Consider the following 20664-nt stretch of genomic DNA (forward strand, 5'->3'; position numbering starts at 1 on the left):
GTGATGTGCAATAACTATCGCCTGCCAATTGGCCATGCCGATTGGCCGCTATGGGTCGAAATCAGCCCGTCGCCGATTACTGCCTCCGGCCGTGAGCAGTCCTGGACGCCCCGATCCAATACGCCGTGCATCCAAAGCAAAGGGCCGCCCTAGGGCGGCCCTTTGCTTTGGGAGATGGGTTACATCACCAGATGGTCTGAACGTGTGGGTAATCGCGAATCTTCAAGTCAGCAGATACCAGAGGCACCGAATGATGCCGCGCCGTGGCCACGATGATGCGGTCAGCCGGGTCCTTGTGGAATTCCCCAGGTAGGTCCACGGACTGAACAGAAACGCGCACATCCACAGGAACGAACCGAATAGCAGGCACTTGAGCGACCGTATCCAGCCACGTCTCCGCATCCATGGTCAAAGCCAAACGTCCGGCCTTGGCCAACATTGCGACTTCCCAGGCGCTGATGGCCGATACCAGGATTTCACCGTCCTGCGCTTCGGCCTCAATGGCCTCACGTGCGGGACGGCTCAACTGCGCGTCCCCTGCCGCCCACCACACCAGCGCATGGGTGTCCAGCACGATCATTGCGCTGCCTCCCACGCATCTTCGCCGACCGGCGACAAAGGATCGTCAAACCGCAGGACGGAGCCCCGCAGCACATCCAACGGATTGCGCTTGGCCACCGCCCTATAGGGACGGATCTCAAGTGCGGGCTTACCGTGGTCGGTCACGACAATGGATTCCCCGGTCGCTTCGACTTGCCGAAAAAGCTCAAGCGCACGCGCTTTGAACTCGGTCTTGGAAACTTGCTGGCTATGCATCGCGCCTCCTAAAATGGTCATTTAATATGGTCATTTTAACAGTGAATGACTAGCTTGAGTAGTCATTTTCGCCTCCAGAGTCACACCCGCCGGGCGCAGGCCCGGGCGGGCCCGGGCGCCAGTTCTTAATCCTCCATTTCCCCGATCGGATGTTCCACGGCAAATGAGACCTCAAGGGGTTGAGTGCGCATCAGTTCAGGCACCCAGCGCTTCCCTTCCAGCAATTGCTCGGCTGCGGCGGCGGCCTGCGCCTTCTTCATCGCGAGCAGCGGCTTCGCTTGCTCGGCATCGACCGCCTCAGTGACCACTGCCGCGAGCCGGTCCTTTGACACGTGGGCAAGGTAGGACTGCGTGGTCGGCTTCCACCACTTGCTCATGTCCAGGTCGATGATGCCCGCCAGGCGGTCCAGGTGCTTGGGTTCTGCACCGTACGAATGGCTTTGGCGAAGGTAGAGCGAGACGCTGGCCAGCACGGCGAGCAGTTCGATCAGGTCCGGCTGCGGCTGCTCAAGCAGCCAGGGCAGCACCGCAGCATCCTCTCCCGGCACATTCTTGGTCACTGCCTCTATCTGCGCGTGCACCGCAGCCCAGGCCGAACTGTTCTTGATGTCAGCGTCCGTGTTCGCCAGCTCGTGATGCGCGGTCCGCATCGAGATATCGAACGAATCTCCCGCACTGCTGCGCCGACTGCCGTCGAAGTCGCCCAGCATCTGCTCAAGAAGCAGGCAGAGTGCGAGCGTCGGGCGGGCCATGATTTCGGCCTGTAGTGCAATGACGCGCTGCGCCTGGAGCCGGTTAGTCAGTGCCTCAGAATGCACCGGCCGCGTCATGACGGGGGGCAGGTCAACGCCCGCCATGGTTTGGCCGTCTCCGTCGTTGCTGCGCATGGCCTGCGCCACGGCGTCACGCTCGTCCTGGCGGATCAGGCCACGAGTAACAGTCAATTCACCTTGATAATTCAGGTGCAGGACTGCTCCGGCCAGAGCTTTGAGGTCGGCAGGGTAATCGGCGAACGTGTCCTGAAGCGCATCGATTTGCTCTTCCAACCGTTCATGCTCTCCGATCAAGTCGCAATACTTATCCTCGTCGCGATCGTCATCCTGTTCCAACTCACCAAGGCTATCGGCGACCTTCGCCAACTTGGTTTGTAGCGCTTTCAGTGACTTCGCCTCATCCTTCGTCGGTTCTCTCCGCGTAAGTGGAATTTCGCCGAAAGGCTTCTTGTCGGTGTGCTCGAACGACAGGCGGCACTCCACCCACAACCAGCCTTCTGCCTGCACCGCCTTGAAAAGTTTGGAACGCTGCATTTTGGCATCGGCCATGCTGCGCACCTTTTCCGGGTCAGCCAAATAGGCGTCGTTCTCGAAAAGGTCGCGGCGGACTTCCCCGCCCGCCTTTTCGTAGGCGGCGACGGTCACGAACCGCGCGACGGGCGAATCGCCGCGCATTTCGGTTTCGGCCAGCAACTGGCGGATGTAGTAGGCCCGGTTCCAGGGTTGGCTCGCCGAAGCCTGCCAAGCCGCCTCCTGGCGAGCGTGGTCCGAAACCGAGGCGAGCGCCTGCATCTCGTCCATCTTGACTTTCCCCTCGCGGAACAGTTGCATGAGTTTGGACGACACGCTCCCCAGCGCCAGCAGCTTCTTCACGGCCGCTTCCGATGCGCCATGCGCGGCAGCGATGGCCGCGACCGTCCAATTCTCGTCGCGCAAGCGCGCGTATGCCGTGTACACGTCGGCCGGGTGCATCGCCTTGCGTCCGATGTTCTCGATGAGGCTGGCGTGGTGCGCGTGAGCGGCCGGAATGACAAGGCAAGGCACTGGGTAATCGGCGGAAAAAACACCGTCCGCGATCAGCAGGCCCAGGGCCGTCCAGCGCCGCCCGCCCGCGCACACCTCATAAGAACCGTCCGGCGCTGCGACCACAACGAGGTTTTGCAGCAACCCGCCCATTGCCTGGATGGTGGCTTTCAGTTCCAGAACCTCGGGGTCCTGCTTGCCGCCTTCCAGTCCACGGGCCTGATACGCCTCACTGAGCCGCAGTTGCGAATGCGGGATTTCCATGCGCGTGGCGGCGGCGTGGACTGCGGCGAGTTCGTTGGAATCGAGTTTCATCAGATTGCTCCAGGTCAATATCGAGATCAGTGCAGTTGGGCGGGGGCTTCGTGCGCGTCGAGCGCGGCGATGAGGGCGGTGAGCTGGCGTATCGTCATCGCGGGGATGCGAAAGCTCAGGCCCAGCCGGTGGGCGCGGCGCATGTCATGCGCCAATCTGATAAAGTCGTGGTTCATCACGGTTCTCCTTTTGACGGGTGGGTCGAGGTGCAAGCCCCTATCGGTTGCAGCCGAGTAGGGGCTTTTCGTTAATAGCCGAGCCAGTTCAGCAGGTCGCGCCCGCGATACAACGGCTGATTGCCATGGTCGGCGAAAAAGTCTTCGGCGCTCAGTTGGTGGTCGCGGATCTCCTGCATCACCTGAAACCTGGTCAACACGGCTTCCTCCGCCGCGTCTCTGTCGCGCAGGCCATCAACAGGAACCACGCCGGTATCAATCAAGTCCGCCAGCAGTTCGATCAGCTCAGCGCGATGGCCTTCCCATGCGATCAACTCGTTCTCAACCGCGAAGGTCAACACGGGCGCGAGAGAAAAGCCCTTACCTGCAAGGGCGGATGCAAAGTCCACGCGGCTTCGTTCGGTGAATTCGATGCCCCGAGCGGCCAAGGTAGTCTTGGTCAGCTCACATTGGGCGCAAGCAAGCTGGGTATAGAGCACGACGTTTGCAGACATGTGAGTTCCCTCGTCAGAAAAATTCGGGCAAGGTCCAGAAGTAGGCGTGATCCCACCCCTTTGACCAAGCAGCCGCCAACTCCGGGACGTCCGCCAGCAACGGGGGGACGTCATTCCCCGCACGTCCGGCTTGAAAGTCGTGGTACCCGTCGCCCTCTGCATTTAGCAAGGCCGAAAGCGTATCGCCTTCACGACCCGCTTTTGCCCATTCAACGCGGGCTTCCAAACCGCGAAGAAAAACAGCAACCGGCTTGGCGTCATTTGCGATCTGTACGGTGTTAGCCATGGAATTCCCTGTGCAATCGTTTGGGTTGAAGTGCTGACCTGGACTGAAGATTCCGAGCCCCTGCGTAGGTTTTCGGATCGGGTTTCGCAGTTCGGCGGCTGCGCGTTGTTTGCCGCCCGTCCTGTTAGTTCGTCGCCCTTGCCGTGCTGGATCACAGAGAGACGACTGGAAAGGGCGGGCGCGGATGCCGCATGCGGAGCGCAGGCCGAAGGCCGAGCACCGAACGGGAGAGCACCCGGCGAAGCGGACCCTTGGAACGAGGAACGCAGTGATACAGTCGGCGGTTTAGGGCGGCGGACTTACAGGACAGGCATTGCGCCAGTTCAATAGCGATCCCGGGCCGGCCGCGCGGCGAGCGCCCCAAGCCCGTAGGGCTCAAATTCGGCCGGAGGCCGCGGGCAAGCGAAAGCGCGCAGCGCCGGCAGGCGCGAAGGCGTGAGCCGACCGAAGGGAGGGAAGGATGGAAGCCCCGCAGGGGTTGAGACTGGCAGGGTTGGCCAGGCTCAACGCGAAGCGCGAGAGCCCGACCCGCAGCCGCAGGCGTAGGGACACGCCCAGGGGTGAACTCTGAATCTGAAATCGACCGGTGCCGGCGTTCAGGCCGAGCTGAATACCACCAACTTAGTGCTGAGAATCCGTCGAAGGCGGCATCGAGATGTTCAGCAGATCCATGGCTTTATTTGCCCGATCCCTCGCTTGGCCGATGCATTCATGCTGTCGAACGATATAGTCGAACAACGCTTTGGGACTGTCTTTGAACTCTGCCAACGACTGATCGTTGATGATCCCGATGCACATATCAATGCACTCATCGCAGATCGTGATCTGATTATCGCCATCCCGGGCAATCAGCTTTCGCACTTCGTATTGGGACTTATCGCAGAACGAGCAATGCAAGTCTGGCGCCTGCTTTTTTGTACGGCGTCTCTTTTTCGGCTCATCCATGGCGGAACGGTGCGAGGGTCGTGAAGGCCCGCAATCTAGCACGAGCGACAGCCCGGCGGATGCGTATTTGTCCTAGTAGCGCAACGCCCACGAAGTAGCAGTCGGAACCTGTAAATGCAACTGCTGATCGACGGGGCAAGAGGAGGGCCAATGGAAGGCACCCGGGCCGTAAATGGGGTCATAGCTGCATACGCGATGAAGCATACGGACGATGCGCCGAAATTCTGGCAAGCATCCGATTCGCATAGTTGGAAACCTGGAAAGATGTGGGCCCGCCTGCACTAGTTTCGCCAGCGCGGAAGAAGCGTGCGCCGCGATTCGTAGCCATCTTGAAGCCAATAGGACACGCGTGCTCGGAATAGCGTGAAGTGCAGCGCCGGCCGGCAGGCCGGCACCGCATTTCTCATTTTCGGCGATAGTGGTCCACCATGCCGGCCAGGTAAGCGGCCTCCAGCGCCTCGCGCAGCTGACCTAAGAACAGTTCGTGATAGACCAGTTGGGCGCGTCCTCGGCACTCCAGCGTCTCCAGGTTCAAAACGCGACGCGCGATGTCCGCAATGGCGGCTTGAGCCGCCATGGAAAGTTCTACCATGGCCATGGGCTTACTCCGTGTCCAACTGTGCCAGCACTTGGCGGGCGAGTTCGTTGAGGTCGATTTCGAGCCGAGCGATTGCCTGCACTTCATCGAGAGGCAGGCTCTCAAGAATTTTCACCATCCGCCGCTCGCTCTCCCGCGCGGCGAGTAGCGGCCAGGCGCCGTATCGGGCGATCGCCGACAGACCGTCCAAATCGTGTTTCCCGTAGCCCTGCAGGAAGGCCGTCAGGCCCTGCGTCATTGCGGTATCGTCCCGGCTCATGCTGCGATCCTCTCTTGGCGGGCGAGCTGCAAGCGGTGCGTCGCGGCGGCGTGATACTTCGGGTCCATTTCGATCCCGTAGAAGCGCCGGCCGACCTGGCGGGCGGCGACGCACGTCGAGCCCGAGCCGGCGAAGGGATCCAGCACAATGTCCCGCGGGCGGCTGAAAGATTCGATCAGCGGCGCCAGGCATTCGACGGGCTTTTGCGTCGGATGGTGGCGGTTGCCGCTGTACTTCCACGGCATGACGTCCGGCAAGGGCTCGGCCGGCAACGCCGGCTGACCCTTGGCCAGCAAGTAGGCCGACTCGTGCTGATACGCCAGAAATCGCGCCTTGGATTGGTATTGCTTCGCAAACACCAGGTGGCCGACGACGCGGAAGCCGGCGGCGCGCCAGGCGGCAAAGAATCGGTCTACCCGATTCCAGCCGTAGAACGAGATGCAGAAGGCGTCATCGCGAAGGACGCGGAACATCTGTGCGAATGCCGGCGCCAGCCATTCGTCGGTACGATCGTTGGCGATGCTCCGGCCGGAGCGGTCCACATAGTTGACGAGGTATGGCGGATCGGTCAGGACCAGATCGACGCAGCGATCGGGCAAGGTGGGGAGAACGGACAGGCAATCGCCCAGGACAAGACGACTCATGGTTGGCTCCTTGCGTGCAGCAATGTCAGCCGATCTGCATTGCACTGCACGGGGCAGGCGGGCGCAGCCCACGAAAGCTCGGTCAAGGGACGTGGAATAAATAGCGAACGCGGTGAGCGGTTTATGCCGCGAAAGCCCTTGAAGATGGGGCCGCGGCGACAATGCCGCGCGCAGCGGCCCAATCGTCCGTGCGGGAGTGGGATGCGACTGTGTGCTCCGTGCAGTGCTTGCGGTTCTCCATGTGCCGAATGGCGCGTCGCCGGCGCGCCAGGCCCCGAGAAGGGCCATTGCAACGTCGCTAGAAGAGCGGCATCTGGCCTGCGGCAGCAGCTTGGCGGACGGCCTTCGGAATGGCTTGCAGCGGCGCATCGATCTCTGCCGAGCGACTGTCGGCCGCTGCCTGGTCGACGTGGATCTCGTCCATGGCCGCCGGCGCCTGCAGGAGCGCTCGCGCGCCCTCCTCCGCCTCGCGACGGCGAAGCCGCGCGCGCCATCCGCCCAGGATGTGTGCTGGCGTGAACCACTGCTCCCGGCACTCGCCCGTGAGGCCGTTGCCATGAATCACCACGGCCGGCACGTGCAAGAGCGCCAGCTGGACGAACGTCATATGCACGCAGCGCTGATCGATGTCGATTGCAGTTGCGTGCATGCACTGCTGGTAGTTCAAGCCAGCGTCGTGCATCGCGTGCGCAGCGGCGATCAACATGCCGCCGGCGCCGCAGGCCGGCTCCAGCACGCGCACGAAACCGAGCGCGTTTGTCTTGTCGACCAGCGCCTGGCCGTCGCCCATCATCATGTTGCCCATCAGGCGCGACACCTCGTAGGGTGTGAAGAATTGACCGGCGCCGGCGTTGCCCATGTCCAGCATCATGAACGTGCTTCCCAGGACATCGCCAAAGTCTGCCGCCTCAACACGCAGCTCATAGGACATGACCAAGTGTGCGAAGGCCTGCACGAGCTGGTCGAGTTCGGCCCGCTCGTACTCAGCGATCAACTGCAGGTAGCGCTGCTCGCGCACGTCGCGCTGCGCGAGGTCCGCACGGGCCAACGCGATCGCGCAGATCTCCACCCAATCGCTCCAGACGCGATCGATACCACGGGTGTACGCGACTTGGCGCAGCAGGCCGACGATCTCCTTCTGGTGGGCGTCGGCGTTGTTCAGAAAGCGACGCTGTTGTGCATTTGAAGTTTTGGCCATGTGGTCTCTCCGGTTGCCAGGGCGGGAATGCCCGGAACTTGAGAGGCACGGCGCAGCGCAGCGCTTGTATGTTGGTGCCAGGCCAGCATGGTAGATTTTTTACACCGTGGAAGCGGTTAGACCGGCCCGTGCAGTTAGCCTAGCGCTGGGGCGTCATAGCCCGTACTTGAGTAAAAAACGCACGAGCGCCGTGCTGGTCTTCCTGAAGCCCGAACGGTTACGCGCGCCATTCTGAGCGCGCATGCACAAGCAAGGGAGCTGAAGATCATGTCTATCTCGTCCGTAACGGTGGGAATTGACGTCGCAAAAGCACACTTAGACATTTGTGTACTGGGGGCCGAGCTCACCGCACTCAGAGTCACTAATGACGTAGGAGGATTTGCGGAAATCACAACTTTTCTACAACCGCATGCGGTTGGCTTGGTGGTAATGGAGGCAACAGGGGGTTACGAGGCAACACTCGCGCGTGCGCTTCAAGCCGCAGGTCTGCCCGTAGCGGTGATTAATCCAAGGCAGGCACGCGACTTCGCGAAATCCATGGGTCGCTTTGCGAAAACCGACACTGTGGATGCTCGAATGCTTGCGGAACTGGCCGCCGTATTGGTACGTCGAGATGATGCGGCTCGCTTTGCCCTTCCCCCTTTTGATGACCACCGCGCCTGGCTGGCCGCCCTGGTGACGCGCAGGCGTCAGTTACTGGGCCTTATCAACTCCGAGCGCCAGCGTCTGCACACCACGCCCGTCCGATTGCATTCGAGTATCAAGGCTGTGGTGGAGGCGATAGAAACCCAGCTGGCTGAACTCGAATCCGAGATGGTCGCTCATGTAAGGCAGCAGTTCTCCCAGTTGAACCGCCTTCTTCAGACAGTCAGTGGGATCGGGCCCGTGGCTAGTGCCACGTTCATTGCCGAGCTTCCGGAACTTGGGCGATTGAACAGGCGCGCAGTAGCAGCATTGGTCGGCGTTGCTCCTATGGCTAATGACTCGGGAGGAACCAAAGGCAGGCGAAGAGTTCAAGGAGGGAGATTTGAGATACGTCGGGTGCTCTACATGGCTGCGCTAACTGCCGCACGTCACAACTCGGTCATCAGGGACTTCTACAAAAGATTGAAGGCAGCTGGAAAACTCCCCAAGGTGGCGCTGGTCGCTTGCATGCGCAAGCTATTGACCCTCATTAACGCGATGGTTCGAGATAACAGGGAGTGGGATAGCTCACTTCACGACGCTTCGTCTTGCGTTCGTTTGAAAACATAGCTTCAAAACGAGGACTCGCGAGCAGGGCCAAGATGCGCCCAGGCCTGACACCCACGCTGGTCCCGTTTCGAGGACCATGCCGTCCGCCTTCTCCGGATCGGATAGCGTCTGAATGACAGCAAGTTCGGCGGTTGAGAGGCGGGCGTGATCGGCATTGTGGCGGGCGATCCCTTCTTCCGAGGAGGCTGTGAGCGAGCCGCACCAGCAAATCGGCCCGAGACGAAAGCTACTCTGCTTGCCACGTGCGCGCCAGACGTGGAATCGTTTGGGTGTGATGTCTATGCCGCATATCGCCCCAGCACGCCGATTTTCTTCGATCTGAACAATAACTTGCCGGAATTCGCTGGGCGGAATACAAGTACGGTCAGCCTCCAGAATCAGGCCACTCTCGGTCATGTCACACCAAACCTGCAAGGAAGACCTTTGAAAGACGTTGACCTTGCTGCATTGCAGATCGCCTGCCGGGATTTGGCGAGAGGCGCCCTATGGTCAGAACAGGGAACACCCGCGATTGCCGTGGCGAAGCTTGCGGGCGAATTCATACGGATCGTAGCTACGCAAGTCGCAGACGTGATCGAATGTGGTCGAGATCCCAACATAGTCACACCTGCAGTCCGCTACCTGACCTATACCCATGTCGCTCCAGTCGGAGTCGATGTGAAATGGTGGTTCACTGAGTTGCTCACTTGCCTAGTTGAACTCGCCGTGCCATCAATGATCCAGACGCCCGAATCCAGCGCTTTCCTGCTCGATGCGCAAGAAGGTATTGCGGAATCTTTGGGGTTGGGAGAGGACTAGAGGCGGGGGCCTAAAAGAGCCCGGCCTATACTGAACTGACAGCTCCTTCCGACGCGTCAAGAAGGGGCAAGAGCTGCCCGCGATCGGCGTGAAATACGTAGCACTCAATACCTCGCCGGAGCCGGTTTGGATTTTTTGCTCCAATTGATGGTTGATGGGGGCCGGTGGGTATGTGGGAGAAGCGCGGGTAGCCGGTGGGCATACCCTGTGGTCAAGCGCGTGGTCAGGCGGAGCCTGTCCACCGTTTGTCCATCAGAGGTTTTCCACGGGCCGAGCACAGCGAGCCGGGCGGTCGCGAAGCGATCATCCACATATCCACGGGTCCGGATAAACGTGTTTTGAATGGGGTGTTTAGCGGCTAAACAGACCGAAAGGTCTGCGATCGGCCATAAGCGGCCGGTCCGGTTCCTGCTCGCGAGGGCCGCACCGCTGCGGGTGAACTAGTAATAGCGCACCATACAAGAGCGCCAGCGGGGCACGGTTAAGAGGCGGTGCATACTGCTTTCTCCATGGATGTGATCCACTGGCATGGCCAAGCATGAATCGCGGCGGCGGTAGCGGACCTTTGCAGGAGTACTCATGAACATACCGAGTTTTATCCGCGAGCATCTCGACGACCTGATTGATGACAGGATTCGATACGCCAGGGAGCTTCAACCGGCGGCAGGGAATTTGTCAGACGATCAACTTCGCAATTCCGGCGCCGAAATCCTCCTGGCTATAGCCATCAATATGGAGCGAAATCAAAACGAAGCACAGCAACTGGCGAAGTCCTTTGGCGCGAGGTCAGAAGGGGACGCTGGCTTCGACTTCATTTCCGTTCTGCACGCTGACGACCGGCGCGCGCAGGGATTTGGGCTGAACGATGTACTTGCCGAGTTCCGCGCACTTCGTGCGAGTGTCCTGCGCAGATGGGAGGCTGTCGGTAGCATAGACCGAGAGTCCTTTCAAGAGATGATTCGCTTCAATGAAGCAATTGATCAGGCGCTACACGAATCGGTGCAGCAGTACACCAAGAGGGTGGACCGAGCGCGCGATCTATTTGCTGGCGTGCTCGCGCACGACCTGCGCGCGCCGATGGCTGTGCTGCAGTACGCGGCAGATATATTGCTACGCGACGCAACGATGTCCCCTACCGGAGTGCGTGCGACTGCGACCGTGCAACGGTCAGTACTACGCATGCGCGCGATGATTGACGATTTGTTGATATTTACCCGTGCACGCTTGGGTGAGATTCAGGCCACAAGCCACACGTCACTGTCGATGCATACGTTGTGCAGCTCCGCGATTGAGGAAGCGCGGGTGCTATTCCCGGAGGCATTCATCACGCTGAACTGCCGCGGCAATCCGTTAGGAATGTGGGACGCGGGTCAAATGGGGCAGCTATTGTCGAATTTACTCTCCAATGCAGCTCGTTATGGGGACGGCACAATCAACCTTGGTATTGAGGACCAAGGGGATTGGCTCGAGTTGACGGTTTCAAACGGAGGAGAACCGCTTCCTTCCAGCGCTCTACCTACCCTCTTTGACCCTTTGACCCGGGCGACGCCTTACCCGGAGCGCCGAACCTCGGCCGCTGGCCTCGGATTGGGCCTATTTATTTGTAAGAGCATCGTCAGCGCCCATCAAGGCACAATATGCGTCGAATCGACTGTCAAACAAACAATATTTACTGTCCTTCTGCCTCGCAGCCCGCAATGAAGTCTGGAGCAAATGGCATCGACCGAGGTGGCCCTGGCCGCTCGTCGTGCGTGCTTGAGCTCGGCCCCCACTAAAGTCCTTGAAAAGACCGTAGGTATGGGGTTTGCTGACCATCGAAGCCGGCGGCTGCGCAGTGTAGACGTGGGTAACCTTTTTACCCACGCCGCGTGCCGCGTTGGTTCGAATTTAAGACTGCTCGTTGGCGGAAGCGAACCAGTTCTAACCACACAACGATCAAGACAAATGCCTAATACCCAGAGACATGAACGAACTGGAAAACTGCCTGTGCTTGTAGTGGACGACGACCCGGACGCTCGTTGGCTCTTGGCTGCGCTACTTGAGGAGGCAGGATACGCAGTCACCGAGGCCAAGAATGCTGACGACGCCTTGCGGTGCCTGGCGAACCGGTCGGACATCCGTGCAGTGCTCACGGATGTCCAGATGCCAGGAACGCTGGACGGTTTCGAATTTGCGATGCGACTATCTAGGGAGTCGCCAGGGATTGCGGTCTTACTTACATCGGGCCGCGGGCATCCCTCTGCGCACGCACGTCCTTCTGGTATGAAATTTCTACTGAAACCTTGGGTTCCGGGAGATATGCTTGACCAGCTGGAAACACTCCTCTGCGGGACAGAAGCCGTAAAGTGACCTAGGGGCGCTGCGATCGGCTTATCGACGTCAGAGCAATGGTTCGTAAGGCAGGATCATTGACGACCCTTCCGATCCAATTTTAAAGGCAGACAACAGATACGGACGTGGCGGCAGTCGGCCAGCGGGCGTGCTTCATGACCGACTGCTGTTGGCCCCCCCCCCTTTATGCGAACCTGCAGAGTGGCTCGACATGCAGCCGCCGTAGGTTATGGGGCGGCCCACATCGAACATCTTTTGGCTATCCCCCCGAGCGCGCGGCTACAGCTACTGCATGTGGATCACCGGCGACTTTCTGCTCGTGGGCCTAGCAGGATCAGCACTACATAACCTCGTTAGCACAGGCCGCGCTCATTGCCGCACGCGTCGTTCCGCCGTGTTCTTCTATGCGGCCCTTTGCGCTGCGGATATGCCGCAGCTCTCCGTTTTGCCCTCTCCCTGTCATTCCTCTGCGGTCCGAATCGGGCGGGTCCACGATGGAAAGCGTTAGTGGGCCGCTGCGGGACGATGGGGCTCGGCCAGACCTCTCGCTTGATACCCCGTCATTACCCGGCTTGCCGCGCTGAGTCAGTCGCGGCAGCGCAACAGTTACACCTTTTGTATCGTTTATAACGCCGTGATACGTAAAATTTCATAAAGCGGAAACAAACCGCAATATGTGGGGGCACCGGCATCCCTGCTTGCGATACCAAAGGAGACGCGCAAATGATTGCTATTCAAAAACAAGGTTCAGGGAAATGCGGCGTCGTGCTGATTGGCGAAGGGGGAGATGTTCGATCGTGGGATAAGGCGATGGAGAATCTAACGGGGATCGACGCCACTTCAGCGATTGGTTTGCGTTTCGAAGACTTAAAGTGTCTGAGAATCCTCACAGGGCCTGCGGACGGAATGAGCCCTAATGGAGCCAGTGTCGGCTTTGCAACAATCGCGGATTTCCCATTACCGCCTAGCAACATTACCTCTCGCTGCCTCGTATTTACGCGTCAGGTTCCCGCATCGTATGCATGCGCATCCATTCAATATCCAACCTCAGCGTCCCAAGTTGACGCGACCGAAATCAACGTCCGACAAAGCGGGGAAACACAGAATCAGATCATGCAAACGGAAAAGCTGGCTGCAATCGGCCAGCTTGCCGCAGGCGTCGCTCACGAGATAAATAATCCAATCGGGTACGTCTTTTCGAATCTGAAAACTCTTGGCAACTACGTGCGTGATTTACTGAAAATCGTCGATGCTGTTGACGGAGTTGCACATCTTGACGACCTGCGTCATCTCAAGCGGAACCTTGAATACGACTATATTCGCCACGATTTGGAGGCTTTGCTTAACGAATCGGCGGACGGCATTGATCGTGTTAAGAAAATAATTACGGCGTTGAAAGACTTTTCTCGCCCAGAAGACGAAGGATTCCGCGATTTTGATTTGCATCACGGCATAGAAACCACGCTTAAAGTCGTAAATAACGAAATTAAATACAAGGCAAATGTGATTTGCGAGTTCGGGGTGTTGCCTCTTGTGGAGTGCAATGGCTCACAAATCAATCAGGTCACTCTAAACCTACTCATCAACGCTGCACAGGCCATTGAGACGAAAGGCATCATCACCGTCCGTTCGGGAGTGGACGGCCAGGAGGTCTGGTTCGAGGTGCAGGACACGGGTTGCGGCATGGAAGCTGACGCCCTGCGCCGAATATTCGAGCCTTTCTATACTACAAAGCAATTAGGAAAAGGCACGGGATTGGGATTGGCGCTTTCGTACAGCATCGTGGAACAGCACTCGGGGCGTATTGACGTCTTCAGCGAGCTAGGCCGCGGATCTCGTTTCAGGGTCTGGCTCCCAATTCGCCAAAAGGTGAGCGAGGCGTAAATGTCTGATATGACCAACATGGAAATCGCGCAAAGCCCGACTCTGGAAGGTGGCATCCTTTTAGTCGATGACGAACCGAATATTCTGTCAAGCCTGTTACGGGAACTCCGAGGTGCGCACTCGTCGATACTAACTGCGACAGACGGCGTTGAGGCCATCAATAAAATGGTGCGCAACAAAATTGATCTCATTATCTGTGACGCCAACATGCCGGGCATGTCGGGTGCCGACCTACTCTCAACGGTTCAGCAGCGGTGGCCCGATACCGTGCGCATCCTGCTCACGGGTTACCCAGAGCATAACAACACGATTCGTGCCATTAACGAGGGACGTATTTATCGATATCTCACGAAGCCGTGGGATGCCGATCAACTGCGCATCGCGGTGAGCCAAGGACTGGCCCTTCATCAAGCGCAATCTGAGAGAAAGCGGTTAGAACAGATTAATCGTCAGCAGTATCATGCTTTACAGCATCTGAACAACTCATTAGAAAGGCGCGTAAAAGAACGTACGATTCAACTCGAGCGAGCCAACGCTGAGATCGAGAAGGCACATCAAAGTCTACAGCAAAGTTATGTCACCGCCACTCGAGTATTTGCGTCGTTGATAAATCTCAGGCTACCTTCAGAAAAGCAATCTAACGCAAAAGTTGCATCACTCGTGAGTGCGTTTTGCGACAAAATGCAGATGAACGAGAAGCAGAGGCAGGACCTGACCATCGCCTCGGCTCTATATAACATTGGCAAATTGACTTGGGACGATACGCTCATTACTGAATCTCCGGATCGGATGGAAAGGGCTCAGCGCGACCGGTACCGGACTTATCCGGTGGTGGGCGAAAGTTTGCTCATGTCGCTAGAACCCGCCACCGATGCCGCCAACATCATCCGCCACCATCAAGAGCGCTGGGACGGCGCAGGCTTTCCCGACGGTTTGGCAGGCGATGCCATCCCTTATGGCGCACGCGTCCTGAAAATTGCTACCGATTATGTTGAACTTCGAATGGGAGTCCTACTGTCGAGAAAATTTGGGCAGGAAGAGGCCATTGAAGCAGTTCGCAAATACTCTGGTCGACTTTATGATCCGAGCTTGTGTGTGCCGTACATCGAAGTCATGGGGAGTATTGAAAACTCCGACGCCGCCGACGAGGCAGTTCTGGTGCTCGATACCGCTAGGTTAGAGCCCGGGATGATCTTGGTTAAGGACCTTCATGCTTTGAGCGGCATGTTGTTAATAAGCGCCGGTAAGGCTCTGACGGAGCGGCTAATAGATAAGCTCGTAGTCTTTGAGCAAAATGAGGATGCTACGTATCAATTGTTCGTTCGTATTCCTGAGGCGGAAGATTAATTGAGAAATGCAGATCACGGAGTATCTCCATGAAGATGCGACATATCGTTATTTCTGCCTTACCCATCGTTATCGGATTTATACTTCTCTGGGTTGGGCTTGCATGGCTAATATGGAGACCTTTGCTGGTAGAGCACCTGCCCGAGCTCGCAGGTTCTATCGAACAAGGGGCGTTACTGTTTGGCGGGGCCGGGGTGACGCTGTTGCTAAGCGCGCTTGGCGTCGGGCGCCTGTCATTGCTCGTAAATGCTCTGGTGCTGTCCGTAAACGCATGGATCGCCGTTTCCCAAACACCTCCCATCGACTGGAATTTTTGGAGTCAACAGTCGCCGCTCACGCCGCTAATGCAGATTACCATAGTGTTAGTGTGTTGCGCGTTGGGCTTGATGGAACTCTCGCCGCGGTTTAAACGACTGCGTTGGACGCTGGGCGGCATAGCCTGTATTGCGGCGGGGCTTCAAGTAGTCGCGAGAGTCCAATCATGGCCTGCGGGAAATCCCCTGGCGATGATATTCCGTATCGAGGGGCTATACACATTACTTCTGTTGCTCATGGCCATGAGCACTATGGCCCGGATTACGCAAAGGCGTCCAGAGAAGGTCATGGCCAGGCAGACGGGAAGTGTATGGTTGGCTGCCGCTGGCTCGTTGGTCGCTGTCCTGTGTTGGTGCGTCATCGGCACTCAGGAACTGAGCGTAAGAGTCAATCAGGCCAAAATATTGTTGGGCCAGGTCGATGGCCAGGTGAACGCGGCCGTAAGGATTCGGTTCACCGTTTTAAATAGATTGGCCGCGCGGTGGGCGTCCGAAGGGAAAATCCCCGACGCAGAGTCATTTGCGTTTGATGCTCGCGCATTTCTTCGAGATATCCCCGGGTTCAAAGGCATGGCGTTGGTTGATGACCAGGGGGCCGTCCTTATGTCCCACTCCGCAAACGTGGAAACAGACGAGTCGATGAAACAGTATTTGTCGACCTCGACCGCGAGAATACTCTTAGATCACATTGAAGAAACTGGCAAGGCGCATATTGGCAAGCCCCTGCCGAGCGTCGGTCCGCCGTATTGGGCTTTGGTAGCTACTAGGCTACCAAAGCATAATGGAAAGCCTACGTATTTAGTAGCAGTTCAGCAACTCGCGGATCTCTTCGCTAGTATTCCAGGGCCCTCTGTTGGACTGGCGGCAGTTTCGGTGGAGCTGAGAGGCATCGAAATATACAGTGTTGGCACCGTCAACCGTGGCGATCTACTCGTTAAGTCCCCTGTCGAAATCGATCATGAAAATCTGACGACGGTGAAGGGTTGGTACCGAGGAACGGCCACGGAAGGACCGATTTCATTTCTCTCCACATCCGCCTTGCTCGTCGGCATTGTGTCGACCCTCTTTCTGATCGTGAACCAGCAATTGAGCTGGTCGTCGCGCCGGAGATCATACAAGCTTGAAATGGCTCACGAGGCGCTTCAGCGAAGCCTGGATGCCCAGCATCGTCTTAACGGGATGAAGGCGAGAATTATGCGGCTGTCCGGCGACATCATTTTTTCGCTGAACCGAGACCTCGTTTTTATCGAAGTTAGCGTCTCCGTCGAGAGAATTCTGGGCTACACCCCTAATGAATTAAAAGGAAGGCGAGTCATCGAGTTTGTGCGACGAAGCGATCAAAGGCGTACCGGATTGGCGTTAGAGTCAGCGATGGAGAACTCCTCGGATGACTGGAAGTTTCAAAATCAGTTGAATGGAAAGTTCGGCTTACCCGTCGAGATGAAATGGTCCGCCGAATGGGTTGAATCTGAGCAGCTGTTATATTGCGTGGCGCGGGATGTCGACTGGATTCGACAGCAAGACGAGTTTAACACTGCGTCGCGAAGAGTCTATGACCAGATCATTGCCAGAGCGTCGTTGGATACTGTCTTACGTTCCATAGCTGGCTTGGCTCGAGCGACAGTACCAAGCGCTACGTTCGCCGTACGGCGCCTCTCGGAAGACGAGGGCAGTCTTGAACTACTAATGGCGGAAGGGCCGGGGGCTGACTTCGAGAGAAGTCTAGGCGACAAACTCCCTTTGACGGCCGATTCGCCGCAGTGCGACGCAGTACGCGATGGCGAAGCCGTGTTTGTTGGGAAGGTCGATTGCTCAGACTGTGCATCGATTTGCGGAACCGCTTCATTTGCTTATTGGGCATCTCCTATGTCCGTGGGGCCGAAGCTACTTGGGGCCGTGGGGGTGTATTCGTCCGACGATCAACGGATGAGCTACGACACAAAGGCTCTCGCAGCAATTGGCCAGTTGGCCGCGGTAGCCATTAAAGCGGCGGATGACCGTAGGAACCTTGAGGTTAGCGAACAGCGATATCGCTCCCTTTACCATTTCAATCCTGATGCGGTTTATTCGTTTGATTTGACTGGACGCTACACTAGCGTGAATCCGCAGGCGGGCATATTGACCGGACTGTCCGAGAGGGAGCTATTAAAGCTGACGTTTCGCTCGGTGGTAGTTTCAGATGATCTCGAAATGGTCACTAAGCATTTCGCCGCCGTGCTGAATGGAGAAGTGCGCCGATACCTTGCAAGGTGCAGTGTCGCAAACGGACAAGTACGAACCTTCGACGTCACTAATATGCCTATTCAGGTTGAGGACCAAGTGGTAGGCGTTTTTGGTATAGCGAGAGACGTAACTGAACAGGAGAGAACTGGTGCCGTGATCAGAGCGAAGGAAAAGCAGCTTCGCCAATTGCTCATTGATATGCGGGACGCGGTGTTGGTTGTGAATCAAGGTGGCTACGTGCGCTTCGCAAACGAAGCGGCACAGCAAATGTTCGGTAGAAGCCAAGTGGGATTGCAGAACATGCATGTACCCCTACCAGAACATCCCCCCAAACTTTTCGAGTGGCAAACGGTAGGGCGGGAAGGGAACACCTTGGATGTGGAGGTGGCTCTCTCTGAGACAGAGTGGGAAAACCAGCCAATGCGACTTCTGTCGCTTCGAGATTTGCGACCGCGCAAACACTTTGAACAGCAATTGCACTTGCTTCACCGCAGCCTTGAAGCTTGTTATAACGCAGTGACCATTGCTGACGCCACGGATCCCGAATTTCCGTTGATATATGTCAATCCGGCTTTTGAGCGTATGACAGGTTTCAGTCGCACGGAAGCGCTCGGCAGAAACTGCCGATTCTTGCAAGGTCCAGAAACGGATCCGGCAGCGGTTGCGAAAATTCGTGCGGCCTTGTCTGATAATCGTGAGATTGACATCGTCCTTCAGAACACACGAAAGGACGGCACTGCTTTCTGGAATCATCTGTTTGTTGCCCCGGTTCCGAACGAGTTAGGCCGCGTGGAGAACTTTATCGGAATTTTGAACGACATCACGCAACAGAAGAAAATTGAGGAACAACTCGAGTATGGTGCTACGCACGATATATTGACTGAGCTTCCAAATAGGCGGTTGCTTAGAGAATATCTAACTAAAAGTAGCGCTGACGCGCGTCGGCGCGGCGATACGCTAGCGGTAGGCTTCTTCGATCTAGACGGCTTCAAGCTGATCAACGATTCGATGGGGCATGATTTTGGCGATAGAGTATTGATACAGGTTGCCCAGCGAATGCGAGCATGCCTGCAGAAGGGAGAAATGGTTGCCCGCGTTGGCGGAGACGAGTTTGTTATCGTATTGCCATCAGCAACGCGTGAGCGGTCGCATAGACTGATAGAGGCTGCCATTAGCGCCGTCGGTGCACCCTACAGATTTGGGGAGCTGGAAATCCATATCACTGCAAGCGCCGGACTTACCGTCAGTGATGGGTCGATCAAAGATCCGATGCAACTGGTCCGCGAGTCAGACTTGGCGATGTTCCGTGCGAAGCGCGAAGGCAGGAATACGTGGCATGAATACACTATTGATCTTGGTAAGGACATTGAAGAGCGGCTGGCTCTTCGGGGAGATCTGAAGCGAGCACTCGATAATGGAGAACTTGCTCTTTATTATCAACCAATTGTTGATGGCAGAACCCATCGCGTTGCCGGGGTCGAGGCACTTCTGCGCTGGCAACACCCAACCCGTGGATTTGTGTCCCCATCGTTCTTCATACCCTTAGCGGAGGAGACCGGACAGATAATTCCTTTGAGTAGATGGGTGCTGGAAAAGGCGTGTCGTGACGCCGCTGCATTGCAGGACTTGGGATGGGCGGATTGTCCCGTGGCGCTCAACGTTTCAGCCCTCTACTTCCAACGGACGGATTTTGTTTCTGAGCTCGAAAATGAACTGCGCCGCTGGAGTCTGAAGCCGCAGAGCATCGAAATTGAGATAACGGAAAGTGTTTTGCTTGATGATGCAGAAAGAGCGATCGATACGCTTCGGCACATCAGGGATCTGGGAGTGAAAATCTCCATCGATGATTTCGGTACGGGTTATTCAAGCCTGAACTATCTCAAAAATCTTCCCATCGACAAGGTGAAGATAGATCGGTCCTTCGTTCAGGAAGTAATCAGCGACCGTCATGACGCTTCCATCGCAAAAGCGATAATCTCCATGGCTCACCATCTTGATCTGAAGGTAGTTGCAGAAGGCGTTGAAATCGAGGCCCAGTACGCATTTCTGCGCAGAAATCACTGTGATTACTTCCAAGGCTATTTATTCGCCCACCCGATGCCGTATGAGGCGCTGACGCGATACTTGAGGGACGATTCGAAAGGAAGCAAGACATGGGAGGAAAGCGGGGCCGCTGAAGTGGAGCGGGTGCTCATGCTGCTAGATGACGAAGAGAATATTCTGCGGGCGCTCGTGCGTGTCTTGCGACGGGATGGCTATAGAATTTTAACTGCCCAAAGCCCTCAAGAGGCATTCCGTTTGCTTGCGAGCAATAAGGTGGATGTTATTGTTTCTGATCAAAGAATGCCCGAAATGACGGGCACTGAATTTTTTCATCAGGTCAAAGATATGTATCCTGAAACGGTACGCATCATCTTGTCGGGTTATACGGACTTGGCGTCAGTAACTTCCGCCATAAATAAAGGCGCGATCTATCGATACTTTACGAAGCCCTGGGACGACGAGGAGTTGCGGGATTCCATAGCTATTGCATTTCGCAAGCGCGAAAGCGACGGGGCGGCAGCGGAGCAATATTGAAATACGTCATCGAGAAAAGGGCAGTAATTCGCACTTATCCGTCCCCTTACAGGGTCTAGGCCCGTTCGACAGCCCATAGTATGCCTGCAAAATCTTCGTATTGTTGTGGAACAGGATTTAGCCTTTGTGCCTAACTTGCACGAACTCCGGCGAAATTTGGCCTGGCTATGGTGTGCGAGCAGAATTCATTAATGCAGCTAGGTAGACCGACGGAGATCCGCAGAGGCTGAAAACGTTAAGGTAGCGCTACAGAAGCAAAAATCCAATGGGTCCACATCGTGGTGATTTTTGCCGCGCATGCTGCGCGCCCTCCTCCTGGGCTTACTGCCGACGACTGCGCACTCTCCCGGGCAGGCAGTGAGCAAAAATGTTCAAAATTCGATACATTTACGAAGTGCCTCCACCGCAT

18 protein-coding genes are annotated in these 20664 nt (G+C 56.9%); 7 read left to right on the top strand and 11 right to left on the bottom strand.

All coding sequences use genetic code 11. From position 1 onward, the window contains the following. Positions 1-184: 184 nt before the first annotated feature. From FBY20_RS07045 to FBY20_RS07090, 11 genes are all read right to left on the bottom strand, one after another. Entirely contained in the window at positions 185-580 is a 396-nt protein-coding gene (locus tag FBY20_RS07045) for a type II toxin-antitoxin system VapC family toxin (protein WP_142051072.1), read from the bottom strand. Then, a complete protein-coding gene (locus tag FBY20_RS07050; RefSeq protein ID WP_063954271.1) occupies positions 577-816 on the bottom strand; it encodes a type II toxin-antitoxin system Phd/YefM family antitoxin in 240 nt (79 codons plus the stop codon). The genes FBY20_RS07045 and FBY20_RS07050 overlap by 4 nt, the downstream gene beginning before the upstream one ends. Before the next feature lie 125 nt (positions 817-941). Next, positions 942-2927, bottom strand: coding sequence for a ParB/RepB/Spo0J family partition protein (locus FBY20_RS07055; protein WP_142051075.1), 1986 nt, complete (start codon positions 2925-2927; stop codon positions 942-944). A gap of 26 nt (positions 2928-2953) precedes the next feature. Continuing rightward, the gene (locus FBY20_RS27745; RefSeq protein WP_174245390.1) at positions 2954-3103 is read right to left on the bottom strand and encodes a hypothetical protein; all 150 of its coding nucleotides are present in this window, start codon (positions 3101-3103) and stop codon (positions 2954-2956) included. A gap of 71 nt (positions 3104-3174) precedes the next feature. After that, the gene (locus FBY20_RS07060; protein WP_142051077.1) at positions 3175-3597 is read right to left on the bottom strand and encodes a hypothetical protein; all 423 of its coding nucleotides are present in this window, start codon (positions 3595-3597) and stop codon (positions 3175-3177) included. Between the two features lie 13 nt (positions 3598-3610). After that, on the bottom strand, positions 3611-3883 hold the full coding sequence (locus tag FBY20_RS07065) for a hypothetical protein (RefSeq protein ID WP_142051080.1): 273 nt from the start codon (positions 3881-3883) through the stop codon (positions 3611-3613). A gap of 621 nt (positions 3884-4504) precedes the next feature. Continuing rightward, on the bottom strand, positions 4505-4828 hold the full coding sequence (locus FBY20_RS28090) for a ClpX C4-type zinc finger protein (protein WP_142051083.1): 324 nt from the start codon (positions 4826-4828) through the stop codon (positions 4505-4507). Positions 4829-5231: 403 nt separating this feature from the next. After that, positions 5232-5426 carry a hypothetical protein gene (locus tag FBY20_RS07075; RefSeq protein WP_142051085.1) on the bottom strand — a complete coding sequence of 65 codons (195 nt, stop codon included), beginning with the start codon at positions 5424-5426 and terminating at the stop codon, positions 5232-5234. Between the two features lie 4 nt (positions 5427-5430). Beyond that, a complete protein-coding gene (locus FBY20_RS07080; RefSeq protein WP_255452270.1) occupies positions 5431-5685 on the bottom strand; it encodes a hypothetical protein in 255 nt (84 codons plus the stop codon). Continuing rightward, entirely contained in the window at positions 5682-6329 is a 648-nt protein-coding gene (locus tag FBY20_RS07085) for a DNA methyltransferase (RefSeq protein WP_142051088.1), read from the bottom strand. Before FBY20_RS07085 ends, FBY20_RS07080 begins: the two co-directional genes overlap by 4 nt. A 298-nt stretch (positions 6330-6627) precedes the next feature. Next, positions 6628-7527: an N-6 DNA methylase gene (locus FBY20_RS07090; RefSeq protein WP_142051091.1), complete on the bottom strand. Its 900-nt coding sequence runs from the start codon at positions 7525-7527 to the stop codon at positions 6628-6630. 264 nt (positions 7528-7791) lie between these two features. Here FBY20_RS07090 and FBY20_RS07095 point away from each other — a divergent pair, with 264 nt between their 5' ends. From FBY20_RS07095 to FBY20_RS07125, 7 genes are all read left to right on the top strand, one after another. Then, the gene (locus FBY20_RS07095) at positions 7792-8781 is read left to right on the top strand and encodes a transposase (protein ID WP_142051094.1); all 990 of its coding nucleotides are present in this window, start codon (positions 7792-7794) and stop codon (positions 8779-8781) included. Positions 8782-8925: 144 nt separating this feature from the next. Continuing rightward, on the top strand, positions 8926-9579 hold the full coding sequence (locus FBY20_RS07100; RefSeq protein WP_142051096.1) for a hypothetical protein: 654 nt from the start codon (positions 8926-8928) through the stop codon (positions 9577-9579). Positions 9580-10158: 579 nt separating this feature from the next. Continuing rightward, positions 10159-11280, top strand: a complete 1122-nt coding sequence (locus tag FBY20_RS07105; RefSeq protein ID WP_142051099.1) for a sensor histidine kinase KdpD — start codon at positions 10159-10161, stop codon at positions 11278-11280. A gap of 243 nt (positions 11281-11523) precedes the next feature. After that, positions 11524-11928 (top strand): response regulator, encoded by a 405-nt coding sequence (locus FBY20_RS07110; RefSeq protein WP_142051103.1) that lies wholly within the window; start codon positions 11524-11526, stop codon positions 11926-11928. A 705-nt stretch (positions 11929-12633) separates the two neighbouring features. Next, positions 12634-13794, top strand: coding sequence for an ATP-binding protein (locus FBY20_RS07115; RefSeq protein WP_142051106.1), 1161 nt, complete (start codon positions 12634-12636; stop codon positions 13792-13794). Beyond that, the gene (locus FBY20_RS07120; protein WP_222119264.1) at positions 13795-15141 is read left to right on the top strand and encodes an HD domain-containing phosphohydrolase; all 1347 of its coding nucleotides are present in this window, start codon (positions 13795-13797) and stop codon (positions 15139-15141) included. It abuts the gene before it with no gap. A gap of 29 nt (positions 15142-15170) precedes the next feature. Then, complete coding sequence (locus FBY20_RS07125; protein ID WP_142051109.1) at positions 15171-20255, top strand: EAL domain-containing protein; 5085 nt, start codon at positions 15171-15173, stop codon at positions 20253-20255. Positions 20256-20664: the final 409 nt, after the last annotated feature.

It is taken from the genome of Achromobacter sp. SLBN-14 (assembly GCF_006715415.1).
In the GTDB taxonomy this organism is placed as follows: domain Bacteria; phylum Pseudomonadota; class Gammaproteobacteria; order Burkholderiales; family Burkholderiaceae_B; genus Achromobacter; species Achromobacter mucicolens.